Here is a 13,078-nt window from a genome sequence, read left to right on the forward strand (position 1 = left end):
TTCCTCACTCCTTACTTTGCTTCATACCACAAACTGGACAGAATGTAGCCTCTGTTGCAATTTGTTCACCACATGAAGTACATGATTCATTTTCATCATTTTTTGATTGAAGGAGTAACTCATTTTCTTTCCCACACTGTCCACAAAACTTATCATTTACTGATAATGGGCCGCCACAGCTACATTGCCCTTTCTGTCCTTGATTCTGTAAATTAGCTATTTGCTTACGCGTATTATAAATAGCTACATCCAGCTCTTGTACTGGTTCTATAATATTTTTTAACACATCTACTCGAACTTCATCATTGCGGAGTTGCATATAGGCCATTTGACCAAGTTCCAGCAAAATTTCCGTTTTCGCCTGTAGTTTCTCTTGCGTAATTTTCTTTAATTGCGCAACCTCTTGGGCTACTTGTAATTTCATCTTCCCTTGCTCTATTCCCTCTTGCAATTTGTTCATACCACTACCAAACTTCGATTGTAAATCTGACAAAACTTAATCCCTCCATAAATATATAGTAATATACGAAATTAACATTTTATATATTACCATGATTTTCAAGTAATGTAATCTAAATTTCATTTTTTCTGTTTTGAGCATTTTTTGTTTATAATGGTAAAGGAAAGAAATATGTGTACGGAGGAATATTATGCTGCAACACTCAATTACGAAAGATGAAATTATGATGATTGCGAATGAGTTCGTTCAAGGACTAGATCCACAGCAAACAGCTGATCAGGAACATGTCGCTACAGCTCGGCACCTATATCGTAGTGGTGTTGTCTACAACGTTGACTTTGATGGCTATACGCTATCAGGAACTGTAGATGCTGAAGGCAGCGTATATAGCGTCCATATCCCGATTCGTAACGTAGCTGAAAGCTATTGCGATTGCTTCGCACCAACGCAATGTGAGCATATGCTCGCTGTGTTACTATCGGCAGCGTCTAGTTTCGGGCAAGTAGGAGATGTATTAAATTTATTTAAAAATAATACGAAACCTTCTCTTCCTCCTATTCGAACTGCAAGACAAGTATTGCAATCATCAGCTTTTGAAGAAACGGATTATAAAAGTTGGCAATCATATTTTGATAACGAATATGAATCATTTAAAAAAGAACAAGCTCGGCTTACTTATAAACAAATGTATTTTCTTATGAGTATTTTTACGGACTTCTATACGAAACTTGAGCGGAAGGCTCCGCGTATCGTTGTGATACATGAATTGTTCAGGTTACATGCAGCGCTTTATTGCTTTCAAAAATTATTAGAAGAAATTCAGGACTTTGAAGCAAATAAAACGTATTCTTATCATCAGCCTGTTAACGTCGTTCGCCTATTTGTAGATAAGGTGGAATCCATCGTTCGGGACTTACAATCAGAATCGATTCCTTCAGAGTCTAAATCAATTCTGCAAGAAACAGCTCGTCTCGTTCACGAAGTATTTTTCTCCACCGATGCCTATACGCAAGAGAGGTTCTTTATTTATCGTCACATATGGAGTGAACTGTTACACAATAACGAGCAACTACAAGAAGAAGAAAAACGAATCGATACGAAAATGAATCCACTTTCCAAAGCATTAGCATCTTCTCATCTACTCTTTTTAAATGACGAAGATCGATTAGCGATGGACTTACTAAAGAAACAACCTGCTTCTGTTGTAAGTCTGTACTTCTATTGGTTAGAGGAATTATTAAATGCAATGAAATGGGATCGTGCGAAAAACTGGCTTTCCTTTACGTATAAACAAGTGAAGAAAACGATACATGAGCACGAAAATACAATTTTCATAAAAGATATCGTTCGCTTATTCGTCATCATGTATGAAACGTATGCAACTCATACAAATGAACAAGCTGGATTCGAAATGATTTTGCAAGAGCTATTACCATATAGTTTCGCAAACTATGAGCAATACGTACTCGCGAAAAAACAGTATCGAACATGGGCAGAACTTCAGCTCTTACACGGTTTTGAAGCAATTGAACTTTTGAAAGAGCCGCTGAAAGATATTGAAAAGGAAGCACCAGAAGCAGCCCTTCCTCTTTATCACCTTGCTGCTACCGAGGCCATTGAAGAGCGAAATCGTAAATCATATAGACGTGCAGTTCGTTACTTAAAAAAATTACGTACATTGTATAAACGAATAAAGCGCACCGATGAATTTGATGCGTTCATTATTCACATCGCAAACTTACATTCACGTCTGCGTGCACTACAAGAGGAATTACGGAAAGGAAAATTAATCGATGATCAATCAAACTGAAGTAACAATTAGGCTCCAGCACGTTAGTCACGGTTGGTTCCTTTGGGGAGAAGATGATAGCGGTACTCCATTATCCGTAACAAGTTGGAAACGAAATGCATTTACATGGCACTCCACTTCCTTCTACGGCACGTTTCTAAAAGAAGCAACCTTTGAAGGAAGACAAGGGGTTATGCTAACAAACGCACAAGCATTTGAATACATCGCGAATAAACCGATGAACTCCTTTGCCCGTATTCAAATGAACGGCCCTATTACAGCACTTACGGAAGATGCGAACGAATTGTGGGATGCCTTCACAAGCGGTAGCTTCGTACCTGATATGGAGCGCTGGCCTAAACAACCATCTTGGAAAGTTCAAAATACTCCAATCGAAGATGAAACATTGGCATCTCTTTTCTCGGCTGCAGTAAATGAAAGCATATTACAAGATAACCGTTCAAATGACGGATGGGAAGATGCAAAGAGACTTTATGAACATTACGACTTTACGAAAAGACAATTAGACGCAGCACTACATGAAGAAGATTGGCTTCGAAAAATTGGTTACATTGAAGATGACCTTCCCTTTACAATCGGACTACGACTACAAGAGCCGCAAGAAGAATTTGAAATGTGGAAGCTTGAAACAATTGTTACGCCAAAGCGCGGCGCACATCGCATATATGTATATGAAAGTATCGATTCTTTACCAAAACGATGGCACGATTATGAAGAACGTATTCTTGAAACACAAGAAGGATTCAGTAAGCTCGTACCGTGGTTAAAAGAAGGGGATACATTCCGAAGTGAACTCTTTGAAACAGAAGCGTGGAACTTCTTAACAGAAGCAAGTAACGAATTACTCGCCGCAGGTATTACAATCTTATTACCATCGTGGTGGCAAAATTTAAAAGCGACAAAACCAAAATTACGTGTACAACTGAAGCAAAATGCGACGCAAACACAATCTTTCTTCGGTATGAATACACTCGTTAATTTTGACTGGCGCATTTCAACGAACGGCATTGATTTATCAGAAAGCGAATTTTTCGAACTCGTTGAACAAAACAAACGATTATTCAATATAAATGGTCAATGGATGCGACTAGATCCAGCCTTTATTGAAGAAGTACGAAAGCTCATGAATCGTGCTGATAAGTATGGACTTGAAATGAAAGATGTCCTTCAGCAACATTTATCCAACACGGCTGAAACAGAAATTGTAGAAGAAGATAGTCCATTTAACGATATTGAAATTGAACTGGATGGATATTATGAAGAGCTATTCCAAAAACTATTGCACATTGGAGATATTCCGAAAGTAGATGTCCCTTCTTCACTAAACGCTACACTCCGCCCGTATCAACAACATGGCATTGAGTGGTTATTATATTTAAGAAAACTTGGATTCGGCGCATTGTTAGCTGACGACATGGGGCTTGGAAAGAGTATTCAAACGATTACGTACTTACTATATATAAAAGAAAACAATCTCCAAACAGGTCCTGCCTTAATCGTGGCACCGACATCTGTTCTTGGGAATTGGCAAAAAGAATTTGAGCGTTTCGCACCGAATTTACGCGTTCAGTTACATTATGGAAGTAATAGGGCGAAAGGCGAATCATTTAAAGACTTCCTTCAATCAGCAGATGTTGTATTAACGTCTTATGCATTAGCTCAACTTGATGAAGAAGAACTTAGTACATTATGCTGGGATGCTGTTATTTTGGATGAAGCACAAAATATTAAAAACCCACATACGAAACAGTCTAAAGCAGTGCGAAACTTACAAGCAAATCACAAAATCGCATTAACTGGGACACCGATGGAAAACCGCCTTGCCGAGCTTTGGTCTATTTTCGACTTCATTAATCATGGATATCTTGGCAGCTTAGGACAATTCCAGCGCCGCTTCGTCTCACCAATTGAAAAGGACCGTGACGAAGGAAAAATCCAACAAGTTCAACGTTTTATCTCACCGTTTTTACTGCGTCGTACGAAGAAAGATCAAACAGTCGCATTAAACTTACCAGATAAACAAGAACAGAAAGCTTACTGTCCGCTTACTGGTGAACAAGCTTCCTTATATGAACAACTTGTTCAAGATACGTTGCAAAATGTAGAAGGATTAAGCGGAATTGAGCGACGCGGATTTATATTACTCATGCTGAACAAACTTAAACAAATTTGTAATCACCCTGCTCTTTATTTAAAAGAAACAGAACCGAAAAACATTATCGAACGTTCCATGAAAACGAGCACGCTCATGGAACTCATTGAAAATATAAAAGATCAAAATGAAAGTTGTTTAATCTTCACGCAATACATCGGTATGGGGAACATGCTAAAAGATGTGTTAGAAAAACATTTCGGTCAGCGCGTCCTCTTCTTAAACGGTAGTGTACCAAAGAAAGAACGTGACAAAATGATCGAACAGTTCCAAAACGGAACGTATGACATCTTCATCTTATCGTTAAAAGCAGGTGGTACAGGGTTAAACTTAACAGCTGCCAACCATGTCATTCACTACGATCGTTGGTGGAATCCAGCGGTAGAAAACCAAGCAACAGACCGTGCATATCGTATTGGTCAAAAACGCTTCGTTCATGTTCATAAACTGATTACAACGGGGACACTCGAAGAAAAAATTGATGAAATGTTAGAAAGAAAACAGTCATTAAACAACGCCGTCATTACAAGTGATAGTTGGATGACAGAACTATCTACAGATGAACTAAAAGAATTACTTGGTGTATAAAGTGAAACTTTAATCAGTGGGGGTCTTACTGCCCATTAAAGCGGGATAAACAAAAGGAGCTAATCTTTTCGAGATTAGCTCCTTTTTCTATTCCAAAACCAATTACTTATTATAATACCTGTTAATCCGCCGCACGTATCTAGCAATGAATCTTGCCACATCGGTGTACGATCTCCCGTAAACCATTGATGAATTTCATCAAACGTTGCATATCCCGCAACGAAAAGGAGCGCGTATAGGAAACACCTTTTTCTCGAACAACCCGATCGATGAAATGCATAATACGTCAATGAACCGAGCATAAAGAACACCATAAAATGAGCACCTTTACGAAGGAAAAACTCAATAAATCCGCCTACACCTTTATTTGCAATACTAACAGGTGTACCACCGCCGTAATCGATAGATACCCATGAAAAATGCTCTTTCACAAACTCCACATTTACATATTGTTCAATATCCGAACGCATATCCTGCTTTTTATATGGTTGTGCCGAGGAATAGAAAATCAGCCCCATCCATAGTAAAACAGGAATCCAAAATAACCATTTACGATTCATTCTTCCGAAACCCCTCTCTTATTCTTTTAAGCGTACCAAAAAAAAGAATAAATTTCACGCCAAAACATGACATTTGCATCCTATTTATATAGTGAAAGGGGGTGATAAACATGGCAGTCGAAACAATCGTAATGGATTTAACTTTACGTCTCGTCTTAAACAATGGATTAGATAAGAATGGAAAAACAGTTTTTAAGAACAAACAATTTAAGCGCGTAAAAACAAACGCAAACTTAGACCAAGTACAAAACGTAGCACGTGCTCTTGCTTCTTTACAAGCATCACCACTTCACGCTGTACAACTTGTTAGCACATCAGATCTTTCTACCCTTTAAGGTGGCAATGTAATCAGTGGGGATGTCCCCACTGATTACAAAATAAATAAAAAGGAGGAAACAACGTATGCAAGTACTAGAATTAATTTTCGCGAAAGAAGATGGAAAAACAGTTGTCTTTTCTATCGAGAAGCCGATCACACCTATTGATGCACAAGTCGTAAATCAAGTAATGGATACGATTCTTGCCTCATCTGTATTTTCATCAATTAATGAAAATACCCGAAAAAAAGGAGCTCGTCTCGTAGAAAGGACTGTATCTGAAGTTCCCATTACCTTATAGACAAAAAGACGAATCTGCATCATTTTGCAGATTCGTCTTTTTTCTTCGGCATTTCAATTGGAATAAAGATTTTTGAAAAACCGACGCATACATATTTATAGTGTTCTCCGCCGATATCAAATTCCGTCTTATATGTTGAGAAGAATATATAATCATCTCGCTTCGTATAATGATCGATTAACAATCCAACTTGCGGCTCAACATATTTTTTCGCCAACTTCTTACCAGCCGATGCTAAATCACCAAGGAGCCCCTCTTCATTTTCCTTTTGAACTTCGTCTAGCTTCTTACTTACATCATTACGTTTCATAAACTGCTTCGCTGCCCAATCCGTATATTCACCTTTACTCGGATTACTATTTGCTAAATATACTAGAAGAACAACAACTAGAGCCATAATAATATACCTTTTCTTCATACTATCTCACCGCCTACTCTTTTCTATTTTCATATATATGTACAAGCGATGCAAATTAGAAAGACTATCATCTATTGATTGTAAACGAATAGCTAAAATTTACAATATGAAATAAAAGATTAACAATTAATTTACTTAATTCGTATATAATTATATTGAGAATTATTATCATTTATAAAGGGGGAATTAAATTTATGAATGAAGAAAATGCTATTATTATTTCTAATTCAACAATGATGTTAGAACCTTGCAAGCACCCTTCTTATTACACAAAAGTGATCGACAGTAGTGGGAACCATCTTTACTCCTGTCAAACCGCTCTCCAGCTCATAAAAAAATCTTGTTTAACCAATGTTCACTCTACTTATCAAGGCAGACGGAAAGCAGTTCAAACAAACTTTCATTTCAAACAAAATGTCCCGATTCCAATTAATCATCGAGAATATATTTGTGCTTTCCCAACAGAGTCTCCTTCTTCTCCAAACTGTATATGGCTGTTTTATAACCATATAGATGACATAGAGTTTTTCAAAAAAAGTAAAAAAGCTACCATTCATTTTTCAAATGGCACAACTACAACTATACATATCAGTCCCCATAAGTTAAAACAACAATTATTAAAAGCTGGATATGTATTATCACGTATGAACATGCAAGATTCACTACAATTTAAAAACCTCTTATTACATTTACTACCTTAACAAAATAAGTAGAATGGAAAGCAATATCCCTTGCCTTCCATTCTTATGATACTATTTATCCTCTTAAGCTATTTCGCATTTTCTCAAGTGCTCGCCGGTACAACCACCTCACTTGATAATAGGTCATCTCTGTCTCTAAAGCGATTTCCCCCATCGTCTTTCCTACAAAAAAACGTTCAAAAATAATATACTTCTCTTTCTCATCTAATACACTCATAAAATCCTTCACTTTCATTTCAATATCTTCAAAACGAAAGATATCCTCATACTCTCCTACACATACACACTTTTCTTGCACTGTGAATTCTTTTTTCAACCTCTCTAATATATAACCACGTACCGTTACAACTGCATATGCTGGGAAACTTCCTTTCTCCGGATCAAACTTTTCATACGCATGCCAAAGACCGATTAACCCACATTGATAATACTCTTCATAATCTTGATAGATCCCTAACTTCTTTATTTGATTTACAATCAATCCTTCATACAACAAAACTGCCTCTTTAAAAGTCGCTGGCTTCACACAGTACCCACTTCTAAAAGGTATACCTCTTTGTTATTCCGCCGGTACCTCCACAATATAAAAATAAAGAGGGGAATTCACTGTGAGTAATTTTAAATAGTATCGCTGAAATTTGAAATTACAATGGGTAGAATTTGAAATTTTGTTGGTGGCATTTGAAATAAGGGTAAAAATAAAAAAGGTGACTCCGAAGAGCCACCTTTTTTAACAAATATATTATGCACCAATGCCAGTTAATCCTTTTACAACACCTAATGCAACTGATAGAACGAAGAAAATTACGATTAATGTTGTAGCTTGTTTCTTACTTAAGCCAGCTACAATATGTAACCCTAGTCCCGTTAGAACTAAACTCCAAATATTGAAAATTTCAATTGAAGAGCCAATTCCATGTAACACTGTTCCTTTTTCAAATAAAGGAGCTAAACTTGTATAAACATCAACACCATTTCCATCAAATACAAAACCTAATGCTACATTTAACAATCCGCCGATATAATAAACAAGGTTAGCATATAAGTAAATAGATAATATCTTCATGTACGGAGTATCATTGCTCATAAACATCATAATAATTTTATAAAAACCAGCTGCAATAAATAGCCCTATAGGGGTACCTATTACACCAACAAGTGCTCCACCACCAAGTGCAAATCCTTTTATCATTGCACCCGCTTCACCGTTTAACTCTTTTGCCATCTCTGGCGTATTAATTAATGTTAAGTATGCTGCACCTGTTGCCATAATCGTTCCCAATAAAATAAATAAGACAAATGCGCCCCAGACCGGACTTTTCGTCTTCATTCTCTCAAACTGTTCACCTGGAGAAGTAATCATTCCAAATAATGATGGCTTTTTTGAACCTACATCTTGCGTATTAATATTTGCTTCCATTATAACGCCTCCTTCTATTTATATAACCCGTTCTAACGGGCGGTTCACTTCCTCATATAGAGGCTACGAACCGCCCACTAGAACGGTAATGTTTAGTTCTACTACACTAGTAATTACTCATAACGTAATGCTTCAATTGGATCTAATTTCGCAGCTTTATTCGCTGGAATTAATCCAAAGATAATACCGAGTGTCATCGAGAATAATACGCCGCCAACGACAACTTCCCATGAAACAAGAGGTGGCCATTTTGCAAACGTGGAGACGATATATGCTCCGCCATATCCAAGACCAATTCCGATCAAACCACCTAGAAGCGTTAACATAACTGCTTCAATTAAAAACTGTAATAAAATTTTACTACGCGTTGCTCCAAGTGCTTTACGTATCCCAATTTCGCGCGTACGCTCCGTTACAGATACGAGCATAATGTTCATAACGCCAATACCACCAACGACTAATGAAATACCCGCGATACCACCGATAATCATCGTCATAATATTAGTTACTTTAGAAACATTTTCTTGGAATTCTTTTAAATTCACCAGTTCATATTTACCTGGAATTTCACTTGGCTTACGACTATTTAATACATCCACAGCCTGTTTCCCAGCTGCTTCTAAATCATCTACATTTTTAGCTTGAATTGCGATATTTTGAATATTATCTGTTCCGAATAAAACAGGCCATAACGTAAGAGGGATTAATGCTTCTTCCATTTCAAATCCCATAAACTCATTATCAGATGTATACACACCGACAATTTGCATTGGCTGCCCCTTCATCTCAATAATTTGTCCAACTGGGTTTACGTCCTTAAATAACGTTTCTTCTGTTTTTGTACTAATCATCATAACGTTATTTGCATGAGTAATATCTGATTCACTTAAAGTACGTCCCTTTACGACCTTTACTTTATTAACGGCAAAATATTCATTATCCAGACCAATAACATTCAGATTTGCCTTTTTATCATTTACATCAAGTATCTCCATCCCCTGATTTGTTGTAATAACGTGGGATACATCCTTCACTTGTTTTACTTCCATAATATCTTCTTCCGTTAACTTCGGTATTTCATGCCCGCCCATATTAAACTCATCATTAATATCTGCTTTAAATTGAATTGGCATAAGATTATTACCGCCAGAACCTGCGAATTTCGACTTCAGCATCGCTTCCCCGCCTTGCCCAATTGCAACGACAGTAATAATCGAACCAACGCCGATAATAATACCGAGCATCGTAAGAGCTGAACGCAGTTTATGAGCTAAAATAGAAGAGAGGGCAATTTTTATACTATCTAGTAAACTCATACCGCACACCTTCTATCTTCTGTAATTTTCCCGTCTCGCAGTACGATGCGGCGGGAAGAATACGCTGCTACTTCCTCTTCATGCGTAACCATAACAATCGTCGTGCCTTCTGCATTTAACTTCGTGAAAATATCCATAACTTGCTCACCAGACTTCGTATCAAGCGCACCAGTCGGCTCATCGGCCATAATGAACGTTGGATTATTCGCGATTGCTCTTGCAATTGCGACACGCTGCTTCTGTCCACCTGACAATTCGTTCGGTAAATGATGCACGCGATCTGCTAATCCGACTTTGCCAAGCGCCTCTAAAGCACGCTTGCGACGCTCTGCCTTCTTTATGCCGCCATATACAAGCGGAAGCTCAACATTTTCGACTGCCGAAAGACGCGGAAGCAAATTAAAGTGCTGAAACACAAAACCGATATATTCATTACGAATTAAAGCAAGCTTTGACTCGTCTGCTGTTAAGATATTCACATCATTCAGCATATATTCGCCTTCTGTTGGACGATCTAAACAACCGATAATATTCATAAGCGTTGATTTACCAGAACCAGACGGTCCCATAATCGAAACGAACTCGCCGCTCTGAATCGTTAAACTAATACCATGCAAAATCGGCACTGCCAATTTTCCTTGATAATACGTTTTAGCAATATGATTTAGCGTAATCATTTCTCTTTCACTTCCATTCCGTCATACACATCGTCGGAAGGATTTTTAACCACCTTTTGCCCCACTGTTACGCCTTCAGTAATCTCTGTCCAGTCCCCATCAGTAGAACCTTTTTTCACATTTTGTTTACGAAGCTTTCCTTTATCCTCAACATAAACAAATGCATCATCATCTTTTTCTACAATGCTCTTAGTCGGAACAGCAACCATCTTCTTATTCTCTAAATTTACTTGCAGAGAAACGTGATAACCTGGAGATAAACCATCTTGACTATCAAGACTTGCTTTATATGTATATTGAGACATATTTTGAGTCGCTTCACCCATACCGCCAGCTTGCGCCATCTCTGCACTTGTTGGGAATTCACTTACTTCTGTAATCTTACCTGTCCACTTCTTCTTATTATTTGCTTTCGCAGTTACAGTAAATGTTTGATCCTTTTGAATTTGCGACTTTTGAAGCTCCGTTAACGTACCTTGAATTTGGAATGGATCTTTAGAAGCCACTTGTAAAAATGCTTTCCCTTGACCACCTAACGCTTGAGATGAACTTTGTGCTGCATCTTTATCTAACTTTTGAACAACGCCAGCAAAGTTACTATAAATCGTAAGCTCTTTCTGCTTTTTACTTAACTCTTCTTTCTGCAACTTCCCTTTCTCTTTCTCAAGATCCGTTGTCTTTTGCGCTATCTCCAACTCACTTACTTGCTCTTCCATCGGATCTGTTACTTCTTTCCCAGCTCCGCTATCTTTCGCTTTCTTAATTTCTTTCTTCAGCGAATCAATTTTCTTCTTCCCTTGATCATAACGCATATCTGCCATCTTCTGATCCAGCTCAGCTTGCTTCATTTGAAGATTAATCTCTTCATTATCATAAGAGAATAACTTCGCACCTTTCTCTACCTCTTGCCCTTCTTTTACCTCAATATCTTTCACTTTTCCTTTGGCCGGATCCGCATAAAAACTTTCAATATTCCCAGGCTTCACCTGACCAGAAATTAACTTCGTATTATTCAGCTTTCGCTCTGTTACCTTCTCGAAACTTACAGCATCAGCAGATGTTGATGCCCCCTTCTTCTTCCCTTGCATTACAAAAATATTAATTGCTGCTACAATGACAATTAGTGCAATAACCCCGATAATAATCCATTTCTTCTTCTTGTTTGGAGTACGAACCGTATTTGGTACCATATTCTCTCTCCTTTTTATAACTTAATAGTTTAATATAAAATTGTATAAAACTTTCTGAAAATGAATTACATATTATTACATTCTTTTTACAAAGTTTTACACATCCATTTATATTGTAACAAAAATTCCAATGATTAGAAATATGACATTATGTCTTTTAAGATAGATTTAAGGAAAGATTATAGTAATATAAGAAAAGCTATCGTTTATTAATAAACTTCTCACAAAGATAAATTATTAAAATTATTTTCCTAATTGCATCACTATCATTTTTGTCATATATATTTGACTTTTCATTTATTCAACTATAAAATGTCACATATACATGACATTCTGGTGCACAAGGTCTACAACTATTAACTAGGAGGCTTATATTTGAATAACGTTAAACAATATCGAAAATCTGAAGGTCTCTCGCAGCTAGAATTAGCTAAAAGAGTTAAAGTGGCGAGACAGACAATAAACTTAATTGAAAACAATAAATATAATCCCTCTTTAGCCTTATGTATCGAATTAGCAAAAGCACTAAAAACAGATTTAAACAGTCTATTTTGGGAGGGAGATTAAATGATGAAAATTGAATGGAAAGAAAGAGTTTATAATAGTTTTGTTGGAACAATGAGTGAGCGAGATGAATATCAAAAACAAGAAATCAATAAAGAATTATCTGTGGCTGGAATTGGTTTATGGTGGTTAAATATGTTGGTCATGCTTATTATGTTACTTGTTGATACTATGAACCATACAATATCTATAGGAACTATATTAGTTTTTCTATCTAATATGATTTACGCTAATTATTTAGCCTTTAAATTCAAGAAAAAAGGTTTAAGTGATACTGAATGCGCAACAAAAGAAGAATACTTACAACACAAGAAAAAATTAAGAAAAGCTGGCTTAAAAGCAGGTTTGCTTTGGGGCTTTCAAATGTTTGTTTTTATGAATTATATCCTTCCCTATGTAGGTTCGGAGGAAATCTCTATTTCTTTATTTAAAGTTGTAATTTTCATCTGTGGCGGCGGATTTTTTGGTCTAACTATGTACGTAATTGGTTTATTAAATCTAAAAAAATTATATTAATTAATAAAAATCATTTACATATTAAACTGCAATTTTACATACTGATTTTCCTCGTATAAAAATATAAAAGCTATCCAGTATATAAACT

The 13,078-nt window shown here is 36.7% G+C and carries 15 protein-coding genes; 7 read left to right on the forward strand and 8 right to left on the reverse strand.

Annotated elements, in window-relative coordinates:
- Window positions 1-4: 4 nt before the first annotated feature.
- Window positions 5-493: a zinc ribbon domain-containing protein gene (locus MR070_RS16040; RefSeq protein WP_001281743.1), complete on the reverse strand. Its 489-nt coding sequence runs from the start codon at window positions 491-493 to the stop codon at window positions 5-7.
- A gap of 157 nt (window positions 494-650) precedes the next feature.
- Here MR070_RS16040 and MR070_RS16045 point away from each other — a divergent pair, with 157 nt between their 5' ends.
- Both MR070_RS16045 and MR070_RS16050 read left to right on the forward strand, forming a co-directional pair.
- Window positions 651-2,270: an SWIM zinc finger family protein gene (locus MR070_RS16045; protein WP_242261616.1), complete on the forward strand. Its 1,620-nt coding sequence runs from the start codon at window positions 651-653 to the stop codon at window positions 2,268-2,270.
- Window positions 2,254-5,010 carry a DEAD/DEAH box helicase gene (locus tag MR070_RS16050; protein ID WP_044791989.1) on the forward strand — a complete coding sequence of 919 codons (2,757 nt, stop codon included), beginning with the start codon at window positions 2,254-2,256 and terminating at the stop codon, window positions 5,008-5,010. Before MR070_RS16045 ends, MR070_RS16050 begins: the two co-directional genes overlap by 17 nt.
- A gap of 74 nt (window positions 5,011-5,084) precedes the next feature.
- Here the strand turns inward: MR070_RS16050 and MR070_RS16055 are convergent, their stop codons facing one another.
- Window positions 5,085-5,570 carry a VanZ family protein gene (locus tag MR070_RS16055; RefSeq protein ID WP_001080716.1) on the reverse strand — a complete coding sequence of 162 codons (486 nt, stop codon included), beginning with the start codon at window positions 5,568-5,570 and terminating at the stop codon, window positions 5,085-5,087.
- A gap of 110 nt (window positions 5,571-5,680) precedes the next feature.
- On the opposite strand from MR070_RS16055, the gene MR070_RS16060 reads away from it, so the two are divergent.
- Together MR070_RS16060 and MR070_RS16065 are read left to right on the forward strand one after the other, a co-directional pair.
- Complete coding sequence (locus tag MR070_RS16060; protein ID WP_000257700.1) at window positions 5,681-5,905, forward strand: DUF1659 domain-containing protein; 225 nt, start codon at window positions 5,681-5,683, stop codon at window positions 5,903-5,905.
- Between the two features lie 67 nt (window positions 5,906-5,972).
- Window positions 5,973-6,188, forward strand: coding sequence for a DUF2922 domain-containing protein (locus MR070_RS16065; RefSeq protein ID WP_001197597.1), 216 nt, complete (start codon window positions 5,973-5,975; stop codon window positions 6,186-6,188).
- A 19-nt stretch (window positions 6,189-6,207) separates the two neighbouring features.
- Here MR070_RS16065 and MR070_RS16070 read toward each other — a convergent pair whose 3' ends face one another.
- Window positions 6,208-6,606 (reverse strand): DUF4359 domain-containing protein, encoded by a 399-nt coding sequence (locus tag MR070_RS16070; protein WP_000747726.1) that lies wholly within the window; start codon window positions 6,604-6,606, stop codon window positions 6,208-6,210.
- Window positions 6,607-6,800: 194 nt separating this feature from the next.
- On the opposite strand from MR070_RS16070, the gene MR070_RS16075 reads away from it, so the two are divergent.
- Entirely contained in the window at window positions 6,801-7,307 is a 507-nt protein-coding gene (locus tag MR070_RS16075; RefSeq protein WP_001001397.1) for a competence protein ComK, read from the forward strand.
- Between the two features lie 55 nt (window positions 7,308-7,362).
- Here MR070_RS16075 and MR070_RS16080 read toward each other — a convergent pair whose 3' ends face one another.
- From MR070_RS16080 to MR070_RS16100, 5 genes are all read right to left on the reverse strand, one after another.
- The gene (locus tag MR070_RS16080) at window positions 7,363-7,833 is read right to left on the reverse strand and encodes a sigma-70 family RNA polymerase sigma factor (protein WP_000801281.1); all 471 of its coding nucleotides are present in this window, start codon (window positions 7,831-7,833) and stop codon (window positions 7,363-7,365) included.
- Window positions 7,834-8,049: 216 nt separating this feature from the next.
- Window positions 8,050-8,727 carry a YknW family membrane protein gene (gene yknW, locus MR070_RS16085; RefSeq protein WP_044791983.1) on the reverse strand — a complete coding sequence of 226 codons (678 nt, stop codon included), beginning with the start codon at window positions 8,725-8,727 and terminating at the stop codon, window positions 8,050-8,052.
- 113 nt (window positions 8,728-8,840) lie between these two features.
- On the reverse strand, window positions 8,841-10,043 hold the full coding sequence (locus tag MR070_RS16090; protein ID WP_000054360.1) for an ABC transporter permease: 1,203 nt from the start codon (window positions 10,041-10,043) through the stop codon (window positions 8,841-8,843).
- Complete coding sequence (locus tag MR070_RS16095; RefSeq protein WP_000631600.1) at window positions 10,040-10,720, reverse strand: ABC transporter ATP-binding protein; 681 nt, start codon at window positions 10,718-10,720, stop codon at window positions 10,040-10,042. Before MR070_RS16095 ends, MR070_RS16090 begins: the two co-directional genes overlap by 4 nt.
- Entirely contained in the window at window positions 10,717-11,910 is a 1,194-nt protein-coding gene (locus tag MR070_RS16100) for an efflux RND transporter periplasmic adaptor subunit (RefSeq protein ID WP_000249028.1), read from the reverse strand. The genes MR070_RS16095 and MR070_RS16100 overlap by 4 nt, the downstream gene beginning before the upstream one ends.
- A 375-nt stretch (window positions 11,911-12,285) precedes the next feature.
- Between MR070_RS16100 and MR070_RS16105 the strand changes: the two genes are divergently transcribed.
- Complete coding sequence (locus tag MR070_RS16105; protein ID WP_001067018.1) at window positions 12,286-12,477, forward strand: helix-turn-helix transcriptional regulator; 192 nt, start codon at window positions 12,286-12,288, stop codon at window positions 12,475-12,477.
- Entirely contained in the window at window positions 12,478-12,990 is a 513-nt protein-coding gene (locus MR070_RS16110; protein ID WP_098270281.1) for a DUF3278 domain-containing protein, read from the forward strand.
- Window positions 12,991-13,078 lie beyond the last annotated feature (88 nt).

Source organism: Bacillus cereus group sp. BfR-BA-01453, assembly GCF_022662915.1.
GTDB lineage: Bacteria > Bacillota > Bacilli > Bacillales > Bacillaceae_G > Bacillus_A > Bacillus_A paranthracis.

Coding starts and splice junctions, on each gene's coding strand:
- MR070_RS16075 (WP_001001397.1), top strand. CDS start 6,801: ATGAATGAAGAAAATGCTATTATTATTTCTAATTCAACAATGATGTTA.
- MR070_RS16070 (WP_000747726.1), bottom strand. CDS start 6,606: ATGAAGAAAAGGTATATTATTATGGCTCTAGTTGTTGTTCTTCTAGTA.
- MR070_RS16100 (WP_000249028.1), bottom strand. CDS start 11,910: ATGGTACCAAATACGGTTCGTACTCCAAACAAGAAGAAGAAATGGATT.
- MR070_RS16095 (WP_000631600.1), bottom strand. CDS start 10,720: ATGATTACGCTAAATCATATTGCTAAAACGTATTATCAAGGAAAATTG.
- MR070_RS16065 (WP_001197597.1), top strand. CDS start 5,973: ATGCAAGTACTAGAATTAATTTTCGCGAAAGAAGATGGAAAAACAGTT.
- MR070_RS16060 (WP_000257700.1), top strand. CDS start 5,681: ATGGCAGTCGAAACAATCGTAATGGATTTAACTTTACGTCTCGTCTTA.
- MR070_RS16055 (WP_001080716.1), bottom strand. CDS start 5,570: ATGAATCGTAAATGGTTATTTTGGATTCCTGTTTTACTATGGATGGGG.
- MR070_RS16110 (WP_098270281.1), top strand. CDS start 12,478: ATGATGAAAATTGAATGGAAAGAAAGAGTTTATAATAGTTTTGTTGGA.
- yknW (WP_044791983.1), bottom strand. CDS start 8,727: ATGGAAGCAAATATTAATACGCAAGATGTAGGTTCAAAAAAGCCATCA.
- MR070_RS16090 (WP_000054360.1), bottom strand. CDS start 10,043: ATGAGTTTACTAGATAGTATAAAAATTGCCCTCTCTTCTATTTTAGCT.
- MR070_RS16045 (WP_242261616.1), top strand. CDS start 651: ATGCTGCAACACTCAATTACGAAAGATGAAATTATGATGATTGCGAAT.
- MR070_RS16050 (WP_044791989.1), top strand. CDS start 2,254: ATGATCAATCAAACTGAAGTAACAATTAGGCTCCAGCACGTTAGTCAC.